The 26,622-nt window shown below is 71.6% G+C and carries 22 protein-coding genes; 10 read left to right on the forward strand and 12 right to left on the reverse strand.

The window, feature by feature from the left end; translation table 11 throughout:
• Positions 1-3: 3 nt before the first annotated feature.
• The 3 genes from OIE74_RS05855 to tdh all read right to left on the reverse strand — a co-directional run bounded on the left by OIE74_RS05855 (position 4) and on the right by tdh (position 3,262).
• Entirely contained in the window at positions 4-918 is a 915-nt protein-coding gene (locus OIE74_RS05855; protein ID WP_329379102.1) for a LysR family transcriptional regulator, read from the reverse strand.
• 57 nt (positions 919-975) lie between these two features.
• Positions 976-2,157, reverse strand: coding sequence for a glycine C-acetyltransferase (locus tag OIE74_RS05860; RefSeq protein ID WP_329379105.1), 1,182 nt, complete (start codon positions 2,155-2,157; stop codon positions 976-978).
• A gap of 79 nt (positions 2,158-2,236) precedes the next feature.
• The gene (gene tdh / locus OIE74_RS05865) at positions 2,237-3,262 is read right to left on the reverse strand and encodes an L-threonine 3-dehydrogenase (RefSeq protein WP_329379107.1); all 1,026 of its coding nucleotides are present in this window, start codon (positions 3,260-3,262) and stop codon (positions 2,237-2,239) included.
• Positions 3,263-3,612: 350 nt separating this feature from the next.
• Between tdh and OIE74_RS05870 the strand changes: the two genes are divergently transcribed.
• On the forward strand, positions 3,613-5,220 hold the full coding sequence (locus OIE74_RS05870; RefSeq protein WP_329379109.1) for a CAP domain-containing protein: 1,608 nt from the start codon (positions 3,613-3,615) through the stop codon (positions 5,218-5,220).
• Positions 5,221-5,438: 218 nt separating this feature from the next.
• Positions 5,439-6,521, forward strand: coding sequence for a terpene synthase family protein (locus tag OIE74_RS05875; protein WP_329379111.1), 1,083 nt, complete (start codon positions 5,439-5,441; stop codon positions 6,519-6,521).
• Positions 6,522-6,552: 31 nt separating this feature from the next.
• Here OIE74_RS05875 and OIE74_RS05880 read toward each other — a convergent pair whose 3' ends face one another.
• The 5 genes from OIE74_RS05880 to OIE74_RS05900 all read right to left on the reverse strand — a co-directional run bounded on the left by OIE74_RS05880 (position 6,553) and on the right by OIE74_RS05900 (position 11,342).
• Positions 6,553-8,121 (reverse strand): cytochrome P450, encoded by a 1,569-nt coding sequence (locus tag OIE74_RS05880; RefSeq protein ID WP_329379113.1) that lies wholly within the window; start codon positions 8,119-8,121, stop codon positions 6,553-6,555.
• Between the two features lie 87 nt (positions 8,122-8,208).
• Complete coding sequence (locus OIE74_RS05885; protein ID WP_329379115.1) at positions 8,209-8,820, reverse strand: GTP-binding protein; 612 nt, start codon at positions 8,818-8,820, stop codon at positions 8,209-8,211.
• Positions 8,801-9,172: a DUF742 domain-containing protein gene (locus tag OIE74_RS05890; protein ID WP_189109718.1), complete on the reverse strand. Its 372-nt coding sequence runs from the start codon at positions 9,170-9,172 to the stop codon at positions 8,801-8,803. Before OIE74_RS05890 ends, OIE74_RS05885 begins: the two co-directional genes overlap by 20 nt.
• Entirely contained in the window at positions 9,169-9,576 is a 408-nt protein-coding gene (locus tag OIE74_RS05895) for a roadblock/LC7 domain-containing protein (RefSeq protein WP_329379120.1), read from the reverse strand. The genes OIE74_RS05890 and OIE74_RS05895 overlap by 4 nt, the downstream gene beginning before the upstream one ends.
• On the reverse strand, positions 9,573-11,342 hold the full coding sequence (locus OIE74_RS05900; protein ID WP_329379123.1) for a sensor histidine kinase: 1,770 nt from the start codon (positions 11,340-11,342) through the stop codon (positions 9,573-9,575). The genes OIE74_RS05895 and OIE74_RS05900 overlap by 4 nt, the downstream gene beginning before the upstream one ends.
• A gap of 285 nt (positions 11,343-11,627) precedes the next feature.
• Here OIE74_RS05900 and OIE74_RS05905 point away from each other — a divergent pair, with 285 nt between their 5' ends.
• The 3 genes from OIE74_RS05905 (at position 11,628) to OIE74_RS05915 (ending at position 14,349) form a co-directional block, all read left to right on the forward strand.
• Positions 11,628-12,551 (forward strand): hypothetical protein, encoded by a 924-nt coding sequence (locus OIE74_RS05905; protein ID WP_329379125.1) that lies wholly within the window; start codon positions 11,628-11,630, stop codon positions 12,549-12,551.
• Between the two features lie 126 nt (positions 12,552-12,677).
• On the forward strand, positions 12,678-14,021 hold the full coding sequence (locus OIE74_RS05910; RefSeq protein ID WP_329379127.1) for a D-alanyl-D-alanine carboxypeptidase family protein: 1,344 nt from the start codon (positions 12,678-12,680) through the stop codon (positions 14,019-14,021).
• Positions 14,022-14,142: 121 nt separating this feature from the next.
• Entirely contained in the window at positions 14,143-14,349 is a 207-nt protein-coding gene (locus tag OIE74_RS05915; protein WP_329379129.1) for a hypothetical protein, read from the forward strand.
• On the opposite strand, the gene OIE74_RS05920 is transcribed toward OIE74_RS05915, so the two are convergent.
• The 4 genes from OIE74_RS05920 to OIE74_RS38585 all read right to left on the reverse strand — a co-directional run bounded on the left by OIE74_RS05920 (position 14,334) and on the right by OIE74_RS38585 (position 19,422).
• Entirely contained in the window at positions 14,334-17,000 is a 2,667-nt protein-coding gene (locus OIE74_RS05920; RefSeq protein ID WP_329379131.1) for an AAA family ATPase, read from the reverse strand. The genes OIE74_RS05915 and OIE74_RS05920 overlap by 16 nt on opposite strands.
• A gap of 138 nt (positions 17,001-17,138) precedes the next feature.
• Positions 17,139-17,657 carry a DUF3592 domain-containing protein gene (locus OIE74_RS05925; protein ID WP_329379133.1) on the reverse strand — a complete coding sequence of 173 codons (519 nt, stop codon included), beginning with the start codon at positions 17,655-17,657 and terminating at the stop codon, positions 17,139-17,141.
• Positions 17,654-18,961 (reverse strand): hypothetical protein, encoded by a 1,308-nt coding sequence (locus OIE74_RS05930; protein ID WP_329379135.1) that lies wholly within the window; start codon positions 18,959-18,961, stop codon positions 17,654-17,656. The genes OIE74_RS05925 and OIE74_RS05930 overlap by 4 nt, the downstream gene beginning before the upstream one ends.
• A 71-nt stretch (positions 18,962-19,032) precedes the next feature.
• On the reverse strand, positions 19,033-19,422 hold the full coding sequence (locus OIE74_RS38585; RefSeq protein ID WP_443076037.1) for an antibiotic biosynthesis monooxygenase family protein: 390 nt from the start codon (positions 19,420-19,422) through the stop codon (positions 19,033-19,035).
• Between OIE74_RS38585 and OIE74_RS38590 the strand changes: the two genes are divergently transcribed.
• The 5 genes from OIE74_RS38590 to OIE74_RS05950 all read left to right on the forward strand — a co-directional run bounded on the left by OIE74_RS38590 (position 19,421) and on the right by OIE74_RS05950 (position 26,606).
• A complete protein-coding gene (locus tag OIE74_RS38590; RefSeq protein ID WP_443076038.1) occupies positions 19,421-19,546 on the forward strand; it encodes a winged helix-turn-helix transcriptional regulator in 126 nt (41 codons plus the stop codon). The two genes, OIE74_RS38585 and OIE74_RS38590, sit on opposite strands and share 2 nt — an antisense overlap.
• Positions 19,547-20,204: 658 nt before the next feature.
• Positions 20,205-20,432 carry a type A2 lantipeptide gene (locus tag OIE74_RS05935; RefSeq protein WP_329379137.1) on the forward strand — a complete coding sequence of 76 codons (228 nt, stop codon included), beginning with the start codon at positions 20,205-20,207 and terminating at the stop codon, positions 20,430-20,432.
• Positions 20,433-20,576: 144 nt separating this feature from the next.
• On the forward strand, positions 20,577-21,383 hold the full coding sequence (locus OIE74_RS05940) for a hypothetical protein (protein WP_329379139.1): 807 nt from the start codon (positions 20,577-20,579) through the stop codon (positions 21,381-21,383).
• A complete protein-coding gene (locus OIE74_RS05945) occupies positions 21,380-23,704 on the forward strand; it encodes an NHLP family bacteriocin export ABC transporter peptidase/permease/ATPase subunit (RefSeq protein WP_329379141.1) in 2,325 nt (774 codons plus the stop codon). The genes OIE74_RS05940 and OIE74_RS05945 overlap by 4 nt, the downstream gene beginning before the upstream one ends.
• 1 nt (position 23,705) lies before the next feature.
• The gene (locus OIE74_RS05950; RefSeq protein ID WP_329379143.1) at positions 23,706-26,606 is read left to right on the forward strand and encodes an NHLP bacteriocin export ABC transporter permease/ATPase subunit; all 2,901 of its coding nucleotides are present in this window, start codon (positions 23,706-23,708) and stop codon (positions 26,604-26,606) included.
• Positions 26,607-26,622 lie beyond the last annotated feature (16 nt).

The raw sequence follows: 26,622 nt of genomic DNA on the forward strand, positions 1-26,622 counted from the left end.
CCGTCAGCCCGTCGTCAGGCCCGACGCCGATTCCGTCAGCGCGTCCAGGACCGGGCGGATCAGCGGGTGGTGCTCCGCGCCCCTGCGGACCGCTGCGAAGACCCGGCGCGTGGCGGGCGGGCCGGACACCGGGCGTACCACCGTGCCCTTCAGCTCCATCCCGCGCAGCGCCGAGCGCGGGACGAGCGCCACCCCCGCGCCGGCGCCCGCGAGGGCGACCACCGCGCGGAAGTCGTCCGACGAGTGCACCAGGCGCGGTTCGAAGCCCGCCAACTCGCAGGCCAGGCGCATCACTTCGTGGCACGGGTTGCCCGGGTACGGGCTGATCCAGTCGCTGTCCGACAGTTCAGCGAGCGGGACCTCGATCTCGCGGCAGAGCGGGTGCCCCTCGGGCAGGACGGCGTCGAACGGTTCGGCGTAGAGCGGTACGCGCGACAGGCGTGGGTCGTCCTCCGTGGGCGCGCCCCGGTATTCGACGGCCAGCGCCACGTCCGCCTGCCCGTCGAGCAGCAGGGGCAGGCTCTCGTCGCCCTCGGAGTCCCGTACCCGTACGCGGATGCCCGGGTGTGAGCCGGCGAGCTGTGCGATCGCGGGGGCCAGCACCTCGGCGATCCCGGTGGCGAACGCTGCGACCGTGATCTCCCCGGCCGCCCCGCCCGCGTACGCCGCCAGCTCGGCCTCGGCCCGCTCCAGCTGTGAGAGGACCGCGTGGGCGTGTGTGAGCAGGATCTCCCCGGCCGCCGTCAGCCGTACGCCCCTGCCGCTGCGGGTCAGCAGCGCGTGGCCGGTCTCCTGCTCCAGCGCGGCGAGCTGCTGGGAGACGGCCGACGGGGTCAGATACAGCGCGGCGGCCGCGGCGGTCACCGTACGGTGGTCCGCCACGGCTCGCAGGATGCGCAGTCGCCGGGGGTCGATCACTCAGCCATGGTGCCAGGCCACGGCGACTTCGGGCCGGGCCCCATCGGGCCGTGCCCGTCAGGCGCCGAGCGCCGCGCGCGCGTCGGCGAACGCCGCCACCGCCCGCTTCACGTCCGCCGTCGAGTGCGCCGCCGACAGCTGCACCCGGATCCGCGCCTGTCCCATCGGGACGACGGGGTACGAGAACCCGATCACGTACACCCCCCGCTCCAGCAGCAGCTCCGCCATCCGCCCCGCCTCGGCGGCGTCGCCGATCATGACGGGGGCGATGGGGTGGTCGCCGGGCAGGATCTCGAACCCGGCCGCCGTCATCTCCGTACGGAAGAGCGCCGTGTTCGCCTTCAGCCGCTCGCGCAGCTCGCCCGCGCTCTCCAGCAGGTCGAGGACCTTGATCGAGGCGGCGGCGATGACCGGGGCGAGGGAGTTGGAGAAGAGGTACGGGCGCGAGCGCTGGCGCAGCAGCTCGACGATCTCGGCGCGGGCGGCGACGTAGCCGCCGGACGCGCCGCCGAGCGCCTTGCCGAGTGTGCCGGTGATGATGTCGACGCGGTCCATCACGCCGTGCAGCTCGGGGGTGCCCCGGCCGCCGGGGCCGACGAAGCCGACGGCGTGCGAGTCGTCGACCATCACCATGGCGTCGTAGCGGTCGGCGAGGTCGCAGATCTCGGCCAGCGGCGCGACGTAGCCGTCCATGGAGAAGACACCGTCCGTCACGACGAGGCGGCGGCGCGCGTCCTGGGACTCCTTGAGCCTGGCTTCGAGTTCGGCGAGGTCGCGGTTGGCGTACCGCAGCCGCCGGGCCTTGGAGAGCCGGATGCCGTCGATGATGCTGGCGTGGTTGAGCGCGTCGGAGATGACCGCGTCCTCGGGGCCGAGCAGGGTTTCGAACACGCCGCCGTTGGCGTCGAAGCAGGAGGAGTAGAGGATCGTGTCCTCCTGGCCGAGGAACGAGGAGAGGCGCCGCTCCAGCTCCTTGTGGATCTCCTGGGTGCCGCAGATGAAGCGTACGGAGGCCATGCCGTAGCCCCAGCGGTCCAGCGCGTCCTTGGCCGCGGCGACGACGTCCGGGTGGTCGGCGAGACCGAGGTAGTTGTTGGCGCAGAAGTTGAGTACGTCACCGGCGCCGACGGAGACGGAAGCGCTCTGCGGGGTGGAGATGACGCGCTCGGGCTTGAAGAGTCCGGCGTCCCGGATCTCGTCGAGGGTGGCGCGGAGGTCGTCGCGGACGGACGCGTACATAACAGGACTCCCGGGAGAGGGGCGGGCGAGGTGCGGGCGGGCGAGGTGAGGTTGGTGTGCGGGAGGAGCGGGCCGGCTGTCAGGCCCAGTTGAGGATGATCTTGCCGCCGGTGGCTCTCGCCGCCTCGTCGAAGGCCGCGTCGAAGTCCTCGTAGCCGTAAGTGCCGGTGATGACGGGCCCGAGGTCGAGTCCGCCTTCGAGCAGCACGGTCATCGCGTACCACGTCTCGAACATCTCACGGCCGTAGATGCCCTTCACCGTGATCATCGAGGTCACGATCTTCGCCCAGTCGACGGCGAACTCCTTCGCTGGCAGCCCCAGCATGGCGATCCGGCCGCCGTGCGTCATGTTGTCGACCATGTCGCGCATCGCCTCCGGGCGGCCGGACATCTCCAGTCCGACGTCGAACCCCTCTTTGAGGCCGAGCCGCCGCTGCGCCTCGGCGATGCCGGTGTGCGACACGTCGAGCGCGAGCGTGGCGCCGACCTTGCGGGCGATCTCCAGACGCTCGGGGCTGACGTCGGTGATGACGATGTTGCGGGCGCCCGCGTGCCGGGCGACGGCCGCCGCCATGATGCCGATCGGGCCCGCGCCGGTGATCAGCACGTCCTCACCGACGAGGGGGAAGGTGAGCGCGGTGTGCACGGCGTTGCCGAACGGGTCGAAGATCGCCGCGATGTCGAGGTCGACGGGGGCGCGGTGGACCCAGACGTTCGACGCGGGCAGCGCGACGTACTCGGCGAACGCTCCGTCGCGGCCGACCCCGAGTCCGACGGTGCTGCGGCACAGATGTCTGCGGCCGGCCAGACAGTTACGGCATTTGCCGCAGACCAGATGTCCTTCGCCGCTCACGAGGTCACCGACGGCGATGTCGTGGACGTCGGAGCCGACGGAAGCGACCTCGCCGACGAATTCGTGACCAAGAACACGTGGCACGTCGACCGCCTGCCGGGCCCAGCCGTCCCAGGCACGGATGTGCAGATCGGTACCGCAGATGCCCGTACGGAGCACCTTGATGAGTACGTCGCCGGGCCCGGTCTCCGGCTCGGGCACATCGGTGAGCCGGAGCCCCGGCTCGGCCGTCAGCTTCACAAGTGCCTTCATCGGTGCGGCTCCAGGCGGTGCGGTCCAGGTGCGGACGGAGTGCGGAGGGGGTGCGGACAGACGCGGACCGGGGCGCGGGCGCGGGTGCGCCGCGCGTGCGGACGCGATCAATGCTGGTCGATCCCGGCACCAATCTCCCGTCGGCAGGACCATTCAGTCCATCGAGGATTTCTTAAGCGGGCCGACAGACAAGCTTCACGCGACTCGGAAGCCGGGCGGTGGACCGAACCGGAAACCAGGTAAGAAATCGACCACTTGTGCGTACCCAAGTACGGCAACCGCGAGATGGCGCGCCGCCACTCCCCTTACGATCGGTGGCCACCGCGAGTCATGAGTGGGAGTGAGACAGCGTGAGCAGTCCGTTCAAGGCCTCAGAGGTCAAGGCGGCGCGGGCCGGGGACCGGGCGGCCAGGGACCGGCTCGGCCAGGAGTCGCTGCCGCTCGTCCACCAGCTCGTCGGCCACGCCCTGCACGGGCACCCCGAGGTGGGGGCCGTGGCGCGGGAGACGGTGCGCCATGCCATCGACGGCCTCGACGGGCTGCGCCGCCCGGCCGACTTCCGTCCGTATCTGGTCACGACCACGGTCGCCAGGATCCGTGAGCACGCGGACTATCTGTACGACCCGGCCCTCCACCGCCCCGACTTCGACTTCGTGGATCTGATGATCAGCCGTCTCGGTCTGACCGGTCAGCACCGGGAGGTCGCCGAGGCCACGCGGTGGGTCGACCGGGAGCACCACACGCTGGTGGCGCTGTGGTGGCTGGAGTGCGCCGGTGAACTCACCCGGCCCGAGGTCGCCGCCGCCCTCACCGCCGACACCCAGCACGTGGCGGCCCGGGTCGAGCGGATGGAACACGAGCTGGAGACCGCCCGCGTGGTGGTCCGCGCGCTGTCGGCCGAGCCGCCGTGCGTGCTGCTGGAGCAGTTGACCGGCGGCTGGGGCGGCATACCGTCCCCGCTCTGGCGTGAGCGAATAGCCGGGCACATCTACGAGTGCACCGTCTGCTCCGGGTACGCGGCCGGTCTGGTGCCCGCCGACATCCTCGTGGCCGACCTCCCGCCGGTGCCGCTCGACTCCCGTCCGGGCCCGTCCGGGTCCCCGTCGTCCGCGCACGGCCACGTCGGTGCGGGCCACGGCAGCGTCTCCGCCGGCGGCGACGACGCCGGGGCCCGGGGCCGTACGCGGGCCAGGGACGCCCAGCGCCGCGACCGGCGGGCGAAACGGCGCCGCGTCGTCACCGTGACCGCCGCCGTCGCCGCGCTGGTCGCCGCCGCGGGCGCGGCCCAGTTCGTCTCGGGCGAGCGGAACAACGACGAGTCGCGCGCCTCCACCGCCGTCGAGCCGGAAACACTGGAGCCCAAGTCGGCGGTGAGCCCGACGAAGTCGGCCGGCCCCTCGCCCTCCCCCTCGCGCACCAGCGCGAGCCCTTCGCCCTCGCCGACCCGCTCGCCCTCCAAGAAGGCGGCGAAGCCGAGCAAGCCCGCGCCGGACCCGCGCCCCACCACCGCCGAACCGGGCCCGAAGCCCGATCCGAAGCCCACGACGAACGAACCCGAGCCGGGCGGCGGCGGTGGCGGCTTCGCCGAGCAGGTCACCACGCTCGTCAACTCCGAGCGTTCCAAGGCCGGTTGTGGTCCGGTGACCGCCAACTCCCAGTTGGAGACGGCCGCGCTGCGCCACTCCCAGGACATGGCGGCCAAGGACTACTTCGACCACACCAGCCCGGACGGCAGGGACCCGGGCGACCGCATCACGGCGGCGGGCTACCGGTGGACCACCTACGGCGAGAACATCGCGAGGGGCCAGCAGACGCCCGCCTCGGTGATGGAAGGCTGGATGAACAGTCCCGGCCACCGGGCCAACATCCTCAACTGCGCCTTCAAGGAGATCGGTGTCGGCGTCCACGACGCGTCCGGCGGACCGTGGTGGACCCAGGCGTTCGGCGCGCGCGGCTGAGGCCGCACCGGGAACCCGGCGGATCGATTACGGCCTGTGATCCCGGACACGCCACATACGGTCATTTCCGGCCAGGCATAGGTCAGCCGCACAGTTATTGACGAACCGTCATGGGCATATACGCTCCACTCGAACAGTCCCCGCCCCACAACACCCCGCCCCGCGCTCGCAGTTCACTGAACCAGCCCTGCGCTCACACATCTCCCAGGAGGCCGGTCATGACGTGCGTCGAGGAACAGGCCCTGGCCCGGCAGCTGCCTGCCGTGCCGTTCTACTGCCCGGTGGAACCGGCCGCGCATCCCGGCGCCGACGTCCTCAACGACCTCACGGTTGAGTGGATGCTGCGCCAGAATCTCGATACCGACGAGCAGCAGCGCAAGCGCCTCTCCGTCTGCGACTTCGGCGGGCTCACGGCATCGACGATGCCGTACGGGAAGCTCGAACCGCTCACGCTGATGGCCAAGCTGCACGCCGTGCTCTTCTCCCTCGACGACGGTGTCTGCGACGAGACCGACGCCACCGCCGATCTGATGGCACAGGAGTCCTCCCGCATCATGCGCGCGGTCGAGGCCCCGGCCACCGGCTCCCGCGCGGACTCACCGCACACCGCCGCGCTGCGCGCGCTGCGGACGGAGCTGGAGCGGTACGCGTCCCCGCCGCAACTGCGCCGCTGGACCGATGCCATGCGGGTGTACACCTCGGGTCTGGTGTGGGAGGCGTCCTGGCGCAGAAGCGCCGATCTGCCGTCGCTCAACGACTACATCACCCTGTGGATGCGGGCCATAGGCATGGCACCGTCCACCGCGATGATCGAGATAGTGGGCGGATTCGCCTTACGGGACGAGGAGTTGGCGGACCCGCGTGTCCAGGCGCTCACCGAGATCGTCTGGACGCTGGTCAGCTGGGACAACGACCTCTACTCCCGGAACAAGGAACTGCTGCGCGCGGGCGACGACCTCAATCTGATCGACGTGCTCTGCCAGGAGCTCGGCTGCGAGCCGCGTGAAGCGCTGATTCACGCCGTGGCCATGCGGGACCGGGTGATGGTGCTGCACGCCCGGCTGAGCGAGCAGGTCCTTCTCGACGCGAGCAACGAACTGCGCGGCTACGTCGAGGGGTTGGGGCAGTTCGTCCGGGGCCATCTGGACTGGGCGTCGGTCTGCCCCCGCTACTCGGTGCCGTCGGGACCGGCGGCGGAGCCGGGGGGCTGGTGGAAGCGGTACCCCTCCGACTCGGGCACCGAGCCGCTGCCGTTCCCCACCATCTCGTGGTGGTGGGAGCAGCTGGACACCGAGCGCTGAGCGTCCGGCCCGCCCCCACCCATCACCGCTGTCAGTACCCCCGCCACCACCGCGCCACTGCCTGCAACGCGCGGGCCGGCGCGCCGGGGCGGCGTTGTGCCGGAATCCCCGCGGCCGGCGCCGGCGGTACGGGCGCCGGTGCTACGGCGGGCGCTACGGGCGCCGGCGACGCGGACGGCGGTACGGCGGGCCCGCCCGGTGCGGCCTGCGCGGCCCCCGGGCGGGGCGACTCCACCCGCCACTCGCCGCGCGGCGCGCGCTCGGGCGTCGCCGACGGCGGCCCGACGACATCCTGCGGCGGGCGCGCCACGAAGGTCACCGGCAGCTCTTGGAGGTGCCGCGACATGAGCGTCGACGACCAGCGCAAGTCCTCCTCGGGCACGGCCAGTTGGATGTCGGGCAGGCGCAGCAGCAGCGCGTCGATGCCGGTGTCGGCGATCGCGCGCCCGATGTCCTGGCCGGGGCACTCGTGCGGGCCGCCGCTGAAGGCGAGATGGGCGCGGTTGCCCTGCATGGACGCGTTGACGTCGGGCCGTACCGTCGGGTCGACGTTGGCCGCGGCGATCCCGACGACGAGCGCGTCGCCCGCCTTGATCCGCTGCCCGCCGAGTTCGGTGTCGCCGACGGCCCAGCGGCCGAAGATGGTGGTGAACGGCGGCTCGTCCCAGAGGGTCTGCTCGACCGCCTCGGGCAGCGTCATATGGCCGCCGCTGAGCTGGGCCCGGAAGCGCGGATCGGTGAGGACCATCCGGAGCACGTTGGCGATGAGGTTGGCCGTGGTCTCGTACGCGGCGATGAGCACCAGCCGCAGATGCTGGGCGACCTCCGTGTCGGTGAGTCCGGCCGGGTGCTCGATCAGCCAGCTCGCGAAGTCCTCCTCGGGCGCCGCGCGCCGGCGGGCGACCAGCCGGTCCAGGACGCCCATCACGTAGGCGTTGCTCTCGACGGCCGTCTCCGTGCCCTTGATCATGTCGCGGGCGGACTCGACCAGCCGTTCGTTGTACTCCTCGGGCATACCGAGGATCTGTGCCATCACCATCATCGGCAGATGCTCGGCGAAGCGGCTGACGAGATCGGCCTTGCCCGCCTGGCAGAACTCGTTGACGAGCCGGTTGCTGTAGCGGTTGATGAAGCGCCGTACGCCCCGGTGGTCGATCCGGCCGATCGAGTCGGTGACGGCGCCGCGCAGCCGCTCGTGGTCGGCGCCGTCCGCGAAGACGCAGATGGGCTGCCAGCTGAAGATGGGCGCGAGGGGGTGGTCGGGGGCCACGCTGCCGTCGTTGACGGCGCGCCAGCGGCGCGAGTCCCGCGAGAACTGCGAGGGGGTACGCGTCATGTGCAGGTTCTCGCTGTGGCCGAGAACCAGCCAGGCGGGTACGTCGCCGTGCAGCAGGACCGGCGCCACCGAACCGTGCTCGGCGCGCAGCTTCTCGTACAGGCCCGCGGCGTCGTTCTCGGCCTCGGGGCCGTAGAGCCGCCGCAGCCCGGTGGGCGCCAGGTCGCCGACGAGGGCGTCGCCGACGAGCCCGTGGGCCGGGCAGCCCGGCGGCGGGCCGGCGGGTCCGTCCGTTCCCGGCCGGTGCGAAGAGGGCGTTGTCACGGTCGCTCCAGAGATGGGAGGAGTCCAGGGATGGGCAAGTGGGGGGGGGAAGAGCCCGGGGACGGGCAGGGTGGGGAAAAGAGGGGATCAGGCCGGCAGCGCCAGCGAGTGCAGATAGCGCATGAGGGTCATCAGGACGTCGCGGCTCGACTCCTTCAGCCGCGCGTCGCAGTTGACCATCGGCACCGCGTCGGGCAGGTCGAGCGCCGCACGCAGCGCCTCGACGGGGTGGCTCGGCGCGTCGGGGAAGGTGTTGACGGCGACGACGAACGGCACGCCGCGCTCCTCCAGGCGCCCGATGACGTCGAAGCTGACTTCGAGACGCCGGGTGTCGACGAGGACGACGGCGCCGAGGGCGCCCTCGAAGAGGCCGTTCCAGAGGAACCAGAACCGTTCCTGGCCGGGGGTGCCGAAGAGATAGAGCACCAGTTGCTCACTGATGCTGATCCGGCCGAAGTCCATGGCGACGGTGGTGGCGGTCTTGGTCTCCACCCCGGAGTTGTCGTCCACGCCGACTCCGGCCTGGGTCATGGTCTCTTCGGTGGTGAGCGGTCGGATCTCGCTCACCGACCCGACCATGGTCGTCTTGCCGACCCCGAATCCGCCCACTATCACGACCTTCACCGCGGATGTGGCCGTGGTGGGAAGTACGTCCTCGCTCCTGGGGCCTGTGATCGTGTCAGAGCTTCTGGAGTCCATGCATCACCGCTTCGAGAAGGGACCTGTCGGGGAGTGAGGCGCGGGCGACGGGCGCGCGGGACTCGACCAGATCCAGTGTGAGGAGGTCGGTCAGCAGGGCCGTCACCACGCTGAACGGCAGGCTGAGGTAGGCCGAGAGCTCGGCCACGGACAGTGGCGCACCGCACAGCCGCAGGATGGCGGCCTGTTCGGGCGGCACCGTCGGGGAGGGGGCCTCGCGCGCCACGATCATGGTGACGAGGTCGAGCGAGGCCCGCTTGGCGCCGTCCGGGCCGCCGGTGATCACGTACAGCCGTTCCGGGTCTCCTACATCGGCCCCCGGTAACCTGCGTTCTCGTCGGGGAGGAGTCATCCGGCCTGCCCGTCGTGTCGCGGCGGGCTCGTCAGGTGGGCGCCGATCCGCACGACCATGTCTCTCATCCGGGCGCCGACGAGTCCGGCGTCCACCGTCTCGTCGGCGAGTACGGCGAGATAGGCGCCGGTGCCCGCTTCCATCAAGTAGAAGAATCCGCCGGTCACTTCGATGACGACGAGCCTCATCCGGCCGTCGCTCTGCGGGATTTCGGCGGCGACGGCGGCGGCGAGACTCTGAAGTCCCGCGCAGGCGGCGGCGAGCCGGTCGGCGACGTCGGGGTCACCGCCGTGCCTGGCTATCCGCAGACCGTCGGCGGAGAGGACCACGATCTGCTGGACCTGCGGAACGCCGTCCGCCAGCTCCTTGAGCATCCAGTCCAGGTTTGCGCGCTGCTGGATCACTTCAGGTCCCCTTTGCCCCACACATCGTCTGATTCGCCACGCTCGCCGGGCCGGTCCGGCGGCGCTTCCCCTGTGTCTGTCGCGGCGCCCGTGCCCGTACCGCTCGTGCCGGTGCCCGCGCCCGTGTCTGTCCCGGTGGAACCGGTCGGCGGTGCCTGCGCTTCGCCGTTGACCGCCTTGGTGAAGGCTTCGAGCCAGACGCCGGGACCGGGTTTCCGGGCTTCCCCGGAGCCGTTCGCGGTGCCGTTGGCGGTGCCCGCCGTACCGGCGGATGTGCCGTTCGCACTGCCCGGCGCCGGTGTCCGCGCGATGTTGTGCGAGCCCAGCGGGGCCCTGCCCCGGCTGCGGCGCTGCGGGAGGCCGTTCGCCGTCCACTCGGTGACGACGGGTACGTCGTCCTCCATGCCCGCCTTGGCGGGCGCCGGCCGTACCGGACCGGTGGCCGGGCGGGGCGCGGGAACGGCGGCCGGTGCGGGCGCCGGGTCGGCCGGGCGGTCCCCGGCCGGGGCGGTCTGATCCGGTGCGGCGCTCGCGGCGGCCTTGCGCGACGGGCGCATCTCGGGCAGTTCGGTGCCGCCGACGCCCAGCGCGGTCGCGCCGATGCCGTGGGCGATGCCGGGCGCGGGGCCGGTGGTGACCACGTCGCGCGGTACGACGAGGACGGCGCGGACGCCGCCGTACGCGGACTGCCGCAGCGAGACCTGGAGGTTGTACATCTGGCAGAGGCGGCCGACGACCGCCATGCCGAGGCGCGGGCTCTCGCCGAGGTCGTTGAGGTCGATACCGGCCTGCGCCTGCGCGAGCATCCGCTCGGCCCGGGTGCGTGCCTCCTCGCTGAGGCTGACGCCGCCGTCCTCGATCTCGATGGCGATGCCGGTCTGCACCTCGACGGCGGTCACATGGACGCGCGTCTGCGGGGGCGAGTAACGGGTGGCGTTGTCGAGGAGTTCGGCGCACGCGTGGATCAGCGGTTCGACGGCCGTACCGACGATGGCGACCTTGGCGATCGAGTGCAGATCGACGCGCTGGTACTCCAGGATCCGGGACATGGCACCGCGCAGCACGCTGAACAGCGGTACGGGCCTGGGCCATTGGCGTCCGGGACGGGCCTTGCCGAGTACGGCGACACTGTCGGCGAGCCGGCCGATGAGGGCGGTGCCGTGGTCGATGCGCAGCAGGTCGTCGAAGACGTCGGGGTTCCGGCCGTGGTGCTCCTCCATCTCGCGTAGCTCACTGGCCTGTTGGTGCACGAGGGACTGGACACGGCGGGCGATGTTGACGAAGGAGCGCTGCGCGGATTCGCGCATGGCCTCCTCGTCGTCGACGATGTCGAGAATCGCGCGGAGCAACACGCGCTGCGATTCGGGGAGTTCGCGGTACCGCTCGTCACCGTCCACGATGACGTTCATGACTTCCCGGGGTGAGTTCCCCCGGCGGAGCTGGTAGATCGCGAGCGGCATCAGTTCCTTGCCGAGGCGCACGCTCTGGCTGTCGTGCTCGGCGATCCGCCGCTCCAGGAACGCGACATGCTCCGCGTACCGCGTGTGCAGGGTGCGCGTCGCCTCTCCGCGCCGGCGGATCTCCACCGCGCCCCAGCTGACGAGAACGGTGGCGACGGCTCCGTAGGCCGCGACGGGTAAGCGGGCGGCATCCGCGACGACGTACACGACGACGGCTGTCACTGACGCCATCAGGGCCGCGGTGAGCAGAAGCGGGCGAACCGCGGATGATGCTGGATCTTTCATGGGTGCTTCAACACGAACCATCTAAGCCCTCTGGCGGTCGATTCAGGGGTCGGGTATTCGAAACTATTGCGGCACATGGGAACAAACGCCTGATTTCATCTCAACTCGGCGCGCTCCGCGAGAGCTTAGTGCCACCCAAACACCGGAACGGCATATTCACCAACCGCGTGCGCGGGCAGCCCCGGCGGGCATAGAATCTCGGATTCCCCACGGAGCGCCTCGAAACCTGCGCGTATAGTGACGACATTGGTCCGGGTGTCCGTTTCGTTCAGCACCCGTGGTGGCCCGACCGCGCAGACTCGCCCCATGCACTTCACCCACGCCCCCGACCTCACGGGCGCCACCGCCTTCATGACCACCCACGCGCGGCTGCTGGACAGGCGCCGCTTCGAACTTCTGCGCGGGACCGGCACTCCCGCGGCCGTCGTCGCCGCGCTGGACGCCTACCGCAACGGCGACGGCGGCTACGGCTATGCGCTGGAGCCCGACCTTCGGTCCGCCCTCAGCCAGCCGGTCGGCGCGCTGTTCGCCTTCGAGGTGTTCGAGGAGTGCGGCCCCGCCGTCTTCTCCCGGACGACCCAGCTGTGCGATTGGCTTGATTCGATCAGCCGCCCCGACGGCGGCCTGCCGTTCGCCCTGCCGATGAGCGGCGCGGACGCGGCCGGCTCGGCCCCGTTCTGGGCCGGGGCCGATCCGGACGTCTCCTCGCTCCACATGACGTCGGAACTCGCCGCCGCCGCGCACCGCGTGGGCCTCCACGACCCCGCCGTACGTGACCATCCCTGGCTCGCGCGGGCCACCGGCTTCTGCCAGGAGCGGATCGCCGGCCTCGACCGCCCGCCACCCGCCATCGAGTTCCGCTTCGTCCTGGACCTCCTCGACACCCTCCTCCCCGGGCAGCCATGGGTCCCCGCCGAGCTGGAGAGACTCGCCGGCTTCCTGCCGAGGGACGGCAGCCCCCTGCCGGTCGAGGGTGGCGGCGAAGGCGAAACGTTGCGGCTGCTCGACTTCTCGCCCCGCCCCGGCCGCCCGCTGCGGGCGCTCCTCGACCCGGCGGCGGTCGCCGACGAGCTCGACCAGCTCGCCGCCGACCAGCGCGAGGACGGCGGCTGGAGCGTCGACTGGACGGCCCACTCCCCCGCCGCCGCCCTGGAATGGCGGGGGTACGCCACGGTCCGCGCCCTCACGATCCTGCGCGCCCACGGCGTCCCGCTGGCACACGAACGCTGAGAACGCACGAGGTGAACGCTTCCCCCTACGGGGAAGGGACGGACGAGGCGCGGCGGCCGGACGGGCATACCTCCGGTCGGCTCACGCAGCCGTGCGGACCACGTGGTCCGTTTCTACGGTGGCTGAATGATCATCAGATCGATCCTGCGCCCCGCGTTCGCCGGCACAGTGGCTCTGACCACCGGACTGACCGGACTGCTGCCCCTCCTCCCGGCGTCGGCGTCGCCCCCGACGGCGTCCGCCGCCACCCCGGCGGGCTCACGGGCCGACCCCGGCGACGGGGTCTCGCGGCCGGCGGACCCCTCGCTGCTGTACCGCCCCGGCACCCATGTGCGCGCGGCCTCCGGGTCGCCCGCGCCGCCCAAAAGTGTCTCCGCCCTCTCCTGGGTGGTCGCCGACGCGGCGTCGGGCGCCGTGCTGGCAGCCCACAACGCGCACCGCGCGCTGCCGCCCGCCAGCACGCTGAAGACGCTGTTCGCCGTCACGGCGCTGCCCCGGATTCCTGCGGATTCCCGGCACAGCGTCACCCAGACCGACCTGGCGGGGCTCGGCGAGGGCAGCAGCCTGGTGGGCGTCGCCCCCGGCCGGACGTACGACGTGGCCGATCTGTGGCGTGGCGTCTTCCTCAGCTCGGGCAACGACGCGGTGCGGGTCCTGGCCGGGATGAACGGCGGCTGGGACTCGACGATCACCCAAATGCAGGCCAAGGCACGGGCGTTGGGCGCGAACGACACCCGCGTGGTCTCGCCGGACGGCTACGACGCACCGGGCCAGGTCTCCTCCGCGTACGACCTGGCGGTTTTCGGCCGCGCCGGGCTGAAGCTGCCGGCCTTCGCTGAGTACGCCTCGACCGTCGACGCGCAGTTCCCCGGCAACGGCTCTTCGACCTTCGGCATCCGGAACACGAACAAACTGCTGACGGGCAGCGGTGGAGTGGCGCGCTACCCCGGGCTGATCGGCGTCAAGAACGGCTACACCACGCACGCGGGGAACACACTCGTCGCCGCGGCGCGGCGCGGCGACCGTACGCTGCTGGCGACCGTGATGAATCCGCGGTCCGGGGCAGCGCGGGCGGTGTACGAGGAGGCCAGGACCCTGCTGGACTGGGGCTTCGCGGCGGCGCCCGCCGTCACTCCTGTCGGGTCGCTGGTGCCGCCCCGGCCGCCGAGCCCGCCGCGTCAGGCGGCCGAGGAGGCGAAGCGGGGCCCGGTGGCACGCGCCAGGCGGGCCGGGCCCGAGGCGGAAGCGCGCGCGGGCGGGAGCGCGCAATCGGCTGAGAATACTCGCCTGTCGGAGGCGGGCCGGCTCGCTGCGGCCTCGCGGGCCGAGCCGTCGGCCCGGGAGTCCGCACCGTCCGGGTACGTCTGGCCCCTCGTATTCATCGGCGCCGCGTGTCTCGCCGCCCTGACGCTGTTCCTCGTACGGCGCGCCGCGCGACGACGCCGGGATCCGGTGGCCCCGCTGCTGTAGGTGGCGTCGTCCGCGCACGCCGGGCGCGGCACGGTCCGGGCGCGGCACGGTCCGGGCGCGGCACGGTCCGGGCGCGGCACGTCCGGATGCGGTCGGTGGCGAGAGCACGCACAGTGGATGGATGGAACGACCTGTGGTGGCCTTTGTCGTTGTCCATCCCCCGTGCGGCGGCGGCCGACGGGTCTGGGTGGGCGGCCACGACGCCGGCCGCGCACGGCGGCCCGCCGACGTGGCCGAGCTGCTGCGCAGGGCCGGGATCGACCCCGCGCGGATGACCGACGCCGGCACGGTCGAATGGCGCGGTGGCGGTCCTCAGTCCTGGCGGTGACCGGCGCCGCCGTCGGCCGTACGCAGGCCTTCCAGTGCCAGCCCAGCCCGTTCCGACAGGCCGTCGGCGCCGCACCATTCGGCGAGTACGCGGCCCCGTCCCAGGTCAGGCGCGGATTTCGCGGCGATGCCGTACTCGACGCGCGCGACCGCCAGCTCGTACTTGCATGGTGACGCTTCGAGATGCGTGACCGCCTCGCCGAGCAGGTCGACCGCGGCCGGTCCTTCGGTCAGAGCCGCGGAGCAGCACAGGGCCACTCCTATCGCGGTGTGTGTGCCGAAACGCTCGGCCCGGTCACGGGAGTACGCGGCGAGTTCGGCCGCGCGGTCCGGGTTCACGTCGGCGAGTGCTCGCGCGAGGTCGATCGCCCAGGTGCCCATCACGCCGTTGTGGCGGCCCCGGGCCGTCAACGCCCGCCCCGTGCTTTCGAGTTCGGTGATCGCCTCCTCCGTACGGCCGAGGGCCAGCAGCAGCCGGCCTCGTACGGACCGTGCGTCGGGGATGGCGATGGACGAGGCGTACGGCGGCCCGAAGGAGTAGCGCTCGGCCGCTTCACCTGCCTCTTCGACATGGCCCCGGGCGAGCAGGGTGTCGACGAGCATGCAGATGGCGTTCCAGTGCATCGGCAGGCGGTCGCCGACGCGGTCCGCGAGGCGCAGGCTCTCGCGCAGATACATCTCCGCGTCGGCGAGGCGGCCACGTCTTCGGTGGGCGTAGCCGACGAGCGTATGGGCGAAGGCGAGATGGCCGCCGCTCCAGCCGGAGATCTCGAAGGCGCGCATCCCCTCGTCGAACAGGGTCTCCGCGCGGTCGAGCCGGTCGGCGAAGGCGAGGGAGAGCGCGAGCAGGGCGGGTGGTTCGAAGCCCCAGGCCATGCCGGTCCAGCCGGTGCCGGGGGCGAGCCGGCCGTTGACCAGCGCCCGTTCGGCGATCTGGACGATCTCCTCGGCGCTCTCGCCGCGTGCAGTGGCGTCGAAGGCGCGCAGCATGAGCAGGACGCGTTCGGTGTTGTCGCGTCCGGAGAGCGCGGCGGCGGTCTCGGCGAGACGGCGGGCACGTGCGGGGCCGTCGTCCTCGCTCTCCTGGACGCCCTCCCAGAGGAAGTGCGCGGCCCGGAGGCGCATCTGGGCGGAGCCGGACGGGGTGCGGGCGGCCTCGGCGGCGACGACCTGGGCGGCTTCCCGGGTCTGGTCGTTGTGCGTGAGGGCCTGGGAGAGCCGGAAGACGGCGTCGACGCGCTTGGTGTCGTCGAGGAGTTCGGTGTCGATCGCGTCGCGGAGGTGCGTGACCGTGGTGGCCGGTGACGCCAGGAGGGTCGCGCGGCCCAGCTCGTACAGGACTTCGGCCCGTACCCGGGGCAACGGCGGTTCGACGAGGGCGCGTTCGAGGCAGCGGCGGGCGGCGTCGGGGGCGCCGACGGCGAGGTGTTCGGCGGCGGCCTCGCGCAACTGCTCGACCAGTTCCGCGTCGTTGTCGGGGTGGACTTCGAGGAGGTGTCTGGCGGCGAGGGCGGCGCCCAGGCCCTTGCGGGTGACGAGCCAGGCTGCGCGGCCGTGGAACGCGGTGCGGACGGCCGAGGGGATGGCGCGGTAGACGCCCGTGGCGATGAGGGGGTGGACGAACTCCAACTGGTCGTTGCCGACAAGGATTCGGGCGAGCCGGAGCCGTTCGGCGCAGTCGGCGGCCTCAGCCGGCCCCATCCCGGCGAGGGACACGACGAGTTCGAGGGAGATGTCGGTGCCGAGAATCGCCGCGGCCCAGGCGAAGCGCGTCGTGGTGGGGCCGAGCCCCTCCAGCCTGGCGATGAGGCCGGTGCCGCGGGTCGCGGCGCCGAGCGCGCTGAGGGCGTCGGCGGATCTGCCGACGGGGTCGAGGGCCTCGTCCCGTGCCTTGGCGAGCAGTTCGACGGTCTCGTACGCGTTGCCGCCGGTGACTTCCCACACCTCGCGGCAGAACTGGTCGTCCGCGTGCTCGCCGAGGGTGGCGCGGGCGAGCTTGGCGGTGGCCTCGGAGGTCAGCGCCTTCAGGGTGACGAGCAGTCTGGCGCTCTCACCGAGGGCCCGCAGGAGGTGCGCGCATTCGCCGATCGCGTCCTCGCTGCGGTACGCGACGACGATCAGGATCGGCGGGCCGCCCGTACGCCGGGCGAAGGACGCCAGCCAGGCGAGGGATTCCAGGTCGGACCAGTGCGCGTCGTCGACGACCACGACGAGCGGGGGCACTGAGTCGGCGAGCCTGCGGAAGAGGGTCTCCAGGCCGTCCCTGACACCCTGCGGGTCGGCGGGCCGAGCACCGGGCGGCGCGATTCCGAGGGCGGGGCCGACGATGTCGTACCCGGCACCGAGCAGGTCGCGTAAGGCGTCCGGTCCACGCTCGGTGAGGGCGGGCTGCAGCAACTGCCGTACGACATGGAACGGTACGGTGGTCACGGTCTCGCCACCACGCGCCGACCACACCGTGCAGCGCCCGGCCGCCATCCGCCGGACCTCGGCGAGCAGCGCGGTCTTGCCGAGTCCCGCGGCGCCCCGGTAGACGAGCAGTCCGCCTGACGGTGTGTCTCCGAAGAGCCCCTCAACGGCGTGCGCGGCAGCGGCGATCTCCGGCTCGCGTTCGAGAAGCGGGAGGCCTGCCGACTCCTCCGGCAGGGGCATCTTCACCCTCCTCAGGTGAACGGGTGTGCAGGTCAGGTGACGACCCTAGCCCGCCGGTCCCGCCGGTGGGCAGGGTTGGGCGCGGATCCGGACGATTTCGTCCGGTGTCGAACTTGTCCGGCTCCGCGTCCGTGTTCTCTAGGACTGTTCGAGCGGCGGCTCCTCCTCACCGCCCTGGAGGGCGCGCCGACGGCAGGTCCGTCTCAGGGCGTCCACGGCGCGCGTGACGACCACCAGCGGCATGAGGATCATGAGTGCCAGCCCGACCAGGGCGAGCATCCCGTACCCCACCCTGTTGCCTGTCACCGCGTGGGTGCTCGCCGTCTCGGGACGCTCCGGCAGGTAGTGGACCCGGATCGCGTCACCGACGTCCGCGTCACCGCCCTCCCAGAACTGGTAGGAGGTCCCTTCGGGAGTGGTGAAGCGGACTTCGATCCTCTTGCTGCGGCTCCCCTGAGGCTCGGTCACCTCGTCCTTCGCCAGGACGACGCCGTCGACCGACGTTCCACGCGCGGCGACCGCGGAGACCTCGTTCAGCCCGTCGAGTCCGCCACGGACGAACCCGTACCCGAGAACGGTGAGCAACGCCGCCAGAGCCGTCACGGCCACCCCGGCCACGGCCTTCCCTGCGACGCGCGGCCACCGACGCGCGCTCACCGTCTCCCGCCCGTGTCGCGGGTCCTCCCGCCGCCGCGGAGGGAGGAGAGGACCAGTCGGCCGTAGCGGGTGGTGAGCGCCGCGGCCGTCGCGGCGACCGACAGGCCCAGGGCGACGAGGAGATGGGACACCGATTCGTCGCCGAGCACCTGAAGCACCCCGAGCGCGGTCCCGAGCGGCAGCCCGAGAACGGTGAGCACCCCCAGGGCCCCGCTGATCTGCTGACTCTCCAGGGTCTGCACGAGCCGGCTGTAGTCGGCGGCCTCCGCGAGGATCTCGGCGAACCGCTCGGGGAGACGGTGCTGATGCTGGAAGGCGAGCAGCAGGCCGTTGGCGGGGCCGTGCGCGGTGAGGTGCTGGCGCCAGTAAGTACTGCGGAACCGGGCGATGTTCTTCTCCAGCGCGGTCACCCGGCGGGTGAGCCGCTCGGAGTCGAAGACCTCGGACAGCTCCTCGGTGAGCTCGTCGATGTGATCGCGCTGAAGCGACCCGAGAAGCAGCGCGTCGAGATAGACGGTCCGGGCGTGCAGGGCGGCGAAGTCATAGAAGTCACCGTCCCCGGTATCGCCCCGATGCCCGAGAAAGGCCGCCCCGTGCCGCAGCACGAGCGCACTCCAGTCGGCGGATATCCGCACGGTGGAGGCATCGTGGTGCGGGGCGCTCTCGGGGGCGAGCGGGAGGTCGCCCGGGTTCGAGCGGGAGGCGAGCTGCCAGAGCCAGCGGTCCGCCGTCGGCGGCAGCAGCGCTTCGGGGTCCGGGCGCAGCGCCGGTGTGTGGTGGGCCTCGGGGGTCATGAACGCCACGGTGTACGGGCGGGCGATGGCGAAGGTGCCTGTCCCGTCGCGTACGTCGGCGATCCCGTCGAGGAGCACCGTGGGGTCCAGGGGGCCGGTGAGCGGTTCGGGTCCGGCGGTGGGGCGGTGGCCGATGGCCCGCAGGACCGGGAGCAGTGGCCCTTCGAGGGCGAAGTGCACTACGGCGAGGGCGTGTTGGGAGTTGCGCGCGGTGGCGGTGCGCAGGATCTCCATTCCCACGAGGTGCAGTCCTTCGTGGGTTACGGAGAAGGGCCGGTGCCAGCGGCAGGGGCGGTCCGGTGTCCCGTAGAGGACACGGGCGGCGGCCGGGGCGAAGTAGCGGGAGCGAGTGGCGGTGTCGGTACGGCGGCTGCCGAGTTCGAACGGGTACGGGCCCGGGGCCCAGCCCGCGTCGGCGGCGGGCGTGCGGTGCAGCCGGACCGGGACAAGGACGGTGAGCGTCCGGCGCGCGCCGGTGACGGTTTCGAGAGCGAGGTCGGCGGCGGTCATCGCCGCCCCCTCTCGTGGCACCGCTCCACGATCCTCCTCGTGTCCCTGGGCCCGATCGGCTCATCGGCAGGCTATCGCGAGGCAGTTGGCACGCCGGAGCCGATGGGTGGGGATGATTCTCGCTCATACCGGCGAAGAGCGGTGACAGCAATTCGTCCTTGACGACCTTTTCGTAGAAGCGGTGGAAAAGGCGCTCGAAGGCCTAGCCGCCGCCCGTAGGGGCGGATCTCCGCGAAGAAGGCGCGGAATTCGTCGCTGGATCCGAAGTCCTGGAGATGCCTGTCGACGGACTCCCAGTGGATCCGCAGGATGTAGTGGCCGGGCTCCTCGACGCAGCGGGAGAGCTCGTAGTCGTGGCAGACGGACGACCGGACCAGGGGCCTGGCGGCGCGGGCGTAGGCCGCTTCGAATTCGGCCGCGCTGTTCTCGGGAATTCGGTGGCGAATGTATTCGAGGATCATGATCGGTGGCAAATGGACGCCGGTAGTACTGGTGCACCTCAAGGAGAATGAGAGCCTCCGGTTTTCTCGGATTCGCCGGCCGATGCCGGACACGCCGATGCTCCAGGCGAAGCCAACCAGCTGACGATCCGGCTCCCGCAGCCGGACATAAGCGGCGATCCCGAGCACTGAGGCGCACCACGTGACAAACGGTTCCGATGGCGTCGAACCGTGTGGTGACCGGCCGGAAGGCGCCCATTTCCCCCGCGTCCGGCGCAACGCCGTTATGCCTTTATGTTGCCCTCTCCTGGAAGCCGCGCCGTTTCCCCGGAAATACCGTGACCAAGCAATCCGCGCGGCCGGCGGCGCACTTCCCGGCACCCCCTCCTTCGTATGCCTCCTTCGACGAATCTGCACACCGAATACGCAGGCGGACACAGTCGGCCGCCTGGTCTGTACTTACGGCGGTCTACACGTACGGCCTTGGGGCGGGAATGTCCACTTCAGGATGTGAAATCGCGTGAAGAAGCTGCCACCAAGCCGTGGACGACCAGGCACTTCGAGGTGCTCCAACGCCACGGCGGGGCCTGATCGTTGGGCGTTCGAGTGGCTACCCGGCCAGCCCCCGTGCTTTGATCCTTCGCACTGCGGGAGTCACCCCGGCGCCATTCGGCGGATTTCCGAATCCTGATACTCGGAAATCCGAAGGAGTCGCTCCGACGACCGCTGCGACGGCCGGTGCGCCAGTACGGCGAGGCCGGTCGTGGCCAATGCGAATAGTCATTCGAAGGGAATCTCATATCATGAACCGCTCTCCCCAGGTTGAGACCCAGGAAATCTCCGACAGCGACCTCGACAACGTGTCGGGTGGTCTCGTCGGCGGCCTCGTCGGCACCGTCACGGGCACCGTGGACTCCATCGTCCCGGTCTCCAGCACGGTCGGCGGCGTCGTCGGCACCGTCGAGGGTGCCACCGGCATCAGCACCGCCGGTGTGACGGGCCTCGCCACGGGCCTGGTCTCCAGCCTCTGAGTTGAGACCCCAGTACCGCCGCGTCGGCCGTGTGTCCCGGTTCCCGGGCACACACGGCCGACGCGGCGGTCGTCGTGAACCACGGTGTCGCGACACCGAGCGAGAACACTGAGCGAGAACACTGAGCAACGAGGGAATAGCGCCGTGCAGTTCCGCCAACAGGCCCTCTCCAAACTGCAGTCGCCCGAGGAGATCGACCTGCCGGTGCGCTTCGCCCGGCCCCAGGGCTGTCTCCTCCTGGGCGTCACGGTCGTCGTGATGATCGCCGCGGCCGTCTGGGCGGTGACCGGCAGCGTCTCGTCCACCCTCGGCGCCCCCGGCATCCTCACCCACGCGCAGGGCAGTTACGTCCTCCAGAGCCCCGTCGCCGGCCAGGTCACGGACGTACTCGCCGAGGAGGGCCAGCGGGTGTCCGCCGACGCCCCTCTCGTCAAGGTCCGTACCGCCGAGGGCAGCACCGTCGTCCGCACCATCGGCGCCGGCCGGCTGACGACCCTGGTCGCGGCCGTCGGCTCCGTGATCACCACCGGCGCCGACGTCGCGGCGGTGGAGCGGGTCGCGAAGGAGGACGATCCGCTGAGCGTGATGCTGTACGCCCCCGCCGAGAGCGGAGGGACCGTACCCGTGGGCGCGTCCGTGGACGTCACCGTCCAGTCGGTGCCCAAGCAGCGGTACGGCGTACTGCGCGGCCGGGTCGAGGCCGTCGGCCGCGTCGCCGAGACCAGCAGGCGCATCACGGGGTTTCTCGGCAGTACGCAGTTGGGCGAGCAGTTCTCGCGCGAGGGCCCACCCGTCGCCGTACTGGTGCGACTTGACGAGTCGTCAGCCACCAAGTCCGGTTACACCTGGTCGTCGCCGGACGGGCCGCCGTACGCCGTCGAGTCCATGACCCTGGCCACCGGCTCCATCCGGCTGGCCGAACAGAACCCGATCGATTGGCTGCTCCCGTGAGCCCGCGGCGCCACCAGCTTCCCCCCGCCCCGCGGAAGCACCAGCAACTGCCGCCCGCCGGACGCCGCAGGCACCGGCCCGACGAGACGCAGGGCACCCCCGCCGTCTCCACCGGCGGCCGGCGCCGGGCCGCCAAGCGTGACCGCCCGACCCCTGAGAGCCCCAGGCCCAAGGCCGTCCGCACCCCCACCGTCCTCCAGATGGAGGCCCTGGAGTGCGGCGCGGCCTCCCTCGCCATGGTGCTCGCCCACTACGGCCGCCATGTCCCCCTGGAGGAGCTGCGCATCGCGTGCGGTGTCTCGCGCGACGGCTCGCGCGCCTCCAACGTCCTCAAAGCGGCGCGCAGTTACGGCCTCCAGGCCAAGGGCATGCAGATGGAGGCGGAAGCCCTCGCCGGGGTGCGGGCGCCCGCGATCCTGTTCTGGGAGTTCAACCACTACGTCGTGTACGACGGGATGCGCCGGGGGCCTGGCCGCCGGGGCGTGCACATCAACGACCCCGACAAGGGCCGCCGGTTCGTCCCGGCGGAGGACTTCGACACCAGTTTCACCGGCGTGGTCCTCGTCTTCGAGCCCACCGACGCCTTCCGCAAGGGCGGCCGCAAGCCCGGAATCATGAGCGCCATGCCCGCGCGGATGCGCGGTACGGCCGCCACCCTGCTGACCGCGCTGCTCGCCAGCCTGCTGCTCGTGGCGGTGGGCGCGGCGGTGCCCGCGCTGAGCCGTACGTACATCGACACGTTCCTGATAGGCGGTCAGACCTCGTTCCTGGGGCCGCTGTTCGCGTCCATGGCCACGATGGTGGTGCTCACCGCCGTACTCACCGGGCTGCAACAGGCGAACCTGCTGCGCGGGCGCGTCATCTCCTCCACGCTGAGCGGCGCCCGCTTCCTGCGGCATCTGCTGAAGCTCCCGGTCACGTTCTTCGCGCAGCGCAGCCCGGCCGATCTCGTACAGCGGCTCCAGTCCAACGACGCGGTGGCCGAGACACTGGCGCGGGACCTGGCCGCGGCGGGTGTGGACGGGGTCGTGGTGATCCTGTACGCCGCGCTGCTGTGGTCGTACGACCCCCAACTGACCCTGTTCGGTGTGCTGATGGCGCTGCTCAACGTGGTCGCGATGCGGATCGTGATCCGGCTGCGCTCCACCGGTACGCGCAAACTGCGGGCGGACAGCGCGCGGCTCACCAACACCTCGTACACCGGCCTTCAGCTGATCGAGACGATGAAGGCGACCGGCGGCGAGAACGGCTACTTCCGGCGCTGGGCCGGGCAGCACGCGACGACGCTGGAGGAGCAGCAGAAGCTCGGCGTGCCCAGCGCGGCGCTGACGGTGGTCGCGCCCACGCTCGCCACGCTCAACAGCGCGCTGATCCTGCTGGTCGGCGGAACGAGGGCGGTGGAGGGGGCCATCTCGATCGGACTGCTCGTCGCGTTCCAGGCGCTGGTGGTGCGCTTCACCGCGCCGATCACCCGGCTGAACGGGGTGGCGGGCCGGATCCAGGACTTCGCCGCCGACGTGGCCCGGCTCAAGGATGTGGAGAGCTTCCCCGTCGACCCGCTGTACTCGCGGCAGCAGCCGGACGCCAGTACGCGCCGGCTGCTGGGCCATGTGGAGCTGGAGAGCGTGGTGTTCGGCTACAGCCCGCTGGACGCGCCGCTGCTCGACGGCTTCTCGCTGACGGTGGGTCCGGGGCAGCAGGTCGCGCTGGTCGGCGGGTCCGGGAGCGGCAAGTCCACCGTATCCAGGCTTATTTCGGGTCTCTACAGTCCGTGGGAAGGCACGATCCGCATCGACGGGCAGCGGCTGGAGGACATTTCCCGCAGCGCGCTCGCCGCCTCGGTGTCCTTCGTCGACCAGGACGTCTTCCTCTTCGAGGGCACGGTCCGGGACAACGTGGCGCTGTGGGACCCGTCGATACCGGACGAGGCGGTCGTCACCGCCCTTAGGGACGCCGCGCTGTACGACGACGTGATCGCGCGCCGCCCGGAGGGCATCCACAGCAGGGTCGAGCAGGACGGGCGCAACTTCTCCGGCGGTCAGCGGCAGCGGCTGGAGATCGCCCGCGCGCTGGTCAGGCGGCCGAGCATTCTGGTGCTCGACGAGGTGACGAGCGCGCTGGACGCGGAGACCGAACGCCTGATCATCGACAATCTGCGGCGGCGCGGCTGCGCCTGCGTGGTGATCGCGCACCGGCTGAGCACGGTGCGCGACAGCGACGAGATCGTGGTCCTGGACCATGGCGCGGTCGTGGAACGCGGCAGGCACGAGGACCTGGTCGCCGCCGACGGGCCGTACGCGCGACTGGTCAGGGAGCACTGACATGACCTCCATGACGACGGGCGCGGGCGCGACGGCGGGGGTCGACCCGGTGATCCACGCGCTCGGCGCGCTGGGCACACCGGTCGACTGCGCCGGGGTGCGCAATGTGCCGCTGGAGGGCCCGCATGTGCTGTGGCTGGTGGTCGGGGGCACGCTCGACCTCTTCGCCGTGGACGCGGTGGGGCAGGGGCACTGGCACTTCCTCGGCCGCCTCGAAGCCGGGACGCTGCTCCTCGGTCCGGTCGAAGGACCCCGGCACACGCTGCTGAGCAGGCCGTCGCAGGATTGCGCGCTGCGCCGGATCGCGCTGCGGGAGCTGTACGCGCCGCCGCCCGCGCCCGACGATCCGTACGCCTACCCGTACGGCGCGCCGGAGATGTCGCCGCACACCTCGCCGTCGGCGCCCCCCGTACCGACCCCGCTGGAGCACGCTTTCGCGCTCGGCGCCGCGCGCGGGCTCGGCGCGCTCTTCCAGACGCCGCTCGACGCCCGCCCGTCCACCGACGGTGCCGTGTCCGACGACGACGTGCTGTGGATGCCGGTCTCCCCGGGCAGCGTCCAGTACGGCGCCTCGTACAGCGCGGACGCTGCGGGCGACCTGCTGGTCGACGCCGCGATGTGGCAGCGGATGGTCAACCAGCAGCACCGGCTGCTGTCGGCCGTCGACCACTGGATCGAGCGGCAGGAGCGCGCGCACGAGGACCGGACGGCCGCCGGGATCAAGGCCGGCGAGCGGGTACGGGCGCGGGCCGACGAGGCGCTGGTGGCCTCCATCGGCCGCCCCGGCACGGGCTCCGACGAGGGCGGCGCGGCCGAGAGCGCGAGCGGCGACGCCGCCAGGGACGCGACGTTCGCGGTCTGCCGGCTGGTCGCCGCGGCTTCCGGCATCACCCTCTCCGACCACTCGCGCAGCGCGGGCACTCCGCTCGACGACCGCGTCGGACCGGTCGAACGCATCGCCATCGCCTCCCGGGTCCGCACCCGCGCCGTACGGCTCGACGGCCCCTGGTGGCGGACCGACTCGGGCCCGCTCGTGGGCCACCGGGCCAAGTCCGGTGCCCCGGTCGCCCTGATCTGGCGGCGCGGCCGTTACGAGGCGGTCAACCCGGCGACGCAGGCACGGCTTCGCGTCGGCGGGCACAACGCCGACGACTTCGAGCCGCGCGCCGTGATGTTCTACCGCCCGCTCCCCGAAGAGCCCCTGACGCCTTGGCGGTTGCTCCGCTTCGGTCTGCGCGGCAACGGTGTGGATCTGCGCAATCTGGCGCTGACCTGCCTTGTCACGGTGGGGCTCGGGGCGCTGGTGCCGCTCGCGACCGGACGGGTGCTCGGCGAGTACGTACCGAGCGCCCGGACCGACCTGATCGCCCAGGTGTCCGTCGCGGTCATGATCACCGGTATCGTCACGGCCGCCTTCATGCTGACGCAGAGCCTGACCATCCTGCGGATGGAGGGCCGGATCGAGAGCACGCTCCAACCGGCGGTGTGGGACCGGCTGTTGAGGCTGCCGACGAAGTTCTTCGCCGAGCGCTCCACCGGTGAGCTCGCGAGCGCGGCGATGGGCGTCAGCGCGATCCGCCGGGTGTTCTCGGGCATCGGGCCGGTGATCGTGCAGTCGGCGGCGGTCGGCGGGATGAGCCTGGTGCTGCTGCTCGTCCACAGTGTCCCGCTCGCTCTGGCGGCGATGGGAATGCTCGTCGTCATCGCCGGCGTGTTCTTCGGTCTTGGACTGTGGCAGCTGCGCTGGCAGCGGCAGTTGGTCGAGCTCGGCAACAAACTCAACAACCAGGCGTTCCAGACCCTGCGCGGGCTGCCGAAGCTACGGGTCGCCGCGGCCGAGGGCTTCGCGTACGCGGCCTGGGCTCGCGGCTTCGCCCGCTCGCGCGAACTCCAGCAGCGGGCGGGCCGGATCAAGAATGTGGCGACGGTGCTGGACGCGGTCTATCTGCCGTTCTGCTCCCTCGTGATGTTCATGCTGCTGGCCGGACCGGCGCGCGGGAGCATGTCGGCCGGTGAGTTCCTGACCTTCAACACCGCCGTGACCATGCTGCTGACCTCCGTCACCCAGCTCACCGGCGCACTCGTGTCGGTCGCCGCCGTGCTGCCCATGTTCGAGCAGATCAAGCCGGTCCTGGACGAGGCCCCCGAGGGCGGCGACACGGGCACCCAGCCCGGTGTGCTGACCGGCCGGATCGAGGCCCGGAAGCTCTCTTTCCGCTACACCGACGACGGCCCGCTCGTGCTCGACGACGTGTCGCTGCGGATGGAGCCCGGCGAGTTCGTCGCGGTCGTCGGGCCCAGCGGCTGCGGCAAGTCGACGCTGCTGCGGCTGCTGATCGGCTTCGACCGGCCGGTCACGGGAAGCGTGCTGTACGACAGCCAGGACCTGGCGGCCCTCGACCGCGCGGCCGTACGGCGCCAGTGCGGTGTCGTCCTGCAGAACGCGCAGCCCCTCACCGGCTCCATCTGGGACTGCGTCTGCGGCACCGAGACGTTCTCGCAGGACGAGGTCTGGGAGGCCGTCGAGATGGCCGGGCTGGCGGAGGACATCAAACGCATGCCGATGGGTCTGCACACCATGATCGCCGGAGGCGGCGCCATCTCCGGCGGCCAGCGCCAGCGCCTCATGATCGCCCAGGCGCTGGTCCGCCGCCCGCGGCTGCTCTTCCTGGACGAGGCGACCAGCGCTCTGGACAACGAGACCCAGCGGATCGTGATCGAGAGCACCCGCCGGCTGAACGCGGGCCGTCTGGTGATCGCCCACCGCCTCTCCACGGTCCTCGACGCGGACCGGGTGCTGGTCATGGACGCGGGGCGCATCGTCGAACAGGGGCCGCCTGCCGCCCTGTTGGCGGACGAGGGCGGCAGGCTGCACGAGCTGGTACGGCGTCAGATGGCCTGACCGCGCGGGTGTGTTG

The sequence above is a fragment of the Streptomyces sp. NBC_01716 genome (assembly GCF_036248275.1).
GTDB lineage: Bacteria > Actinomycetota > Actinomycetes > Streptomycetales > Streptomycetaceae > Streptomyces.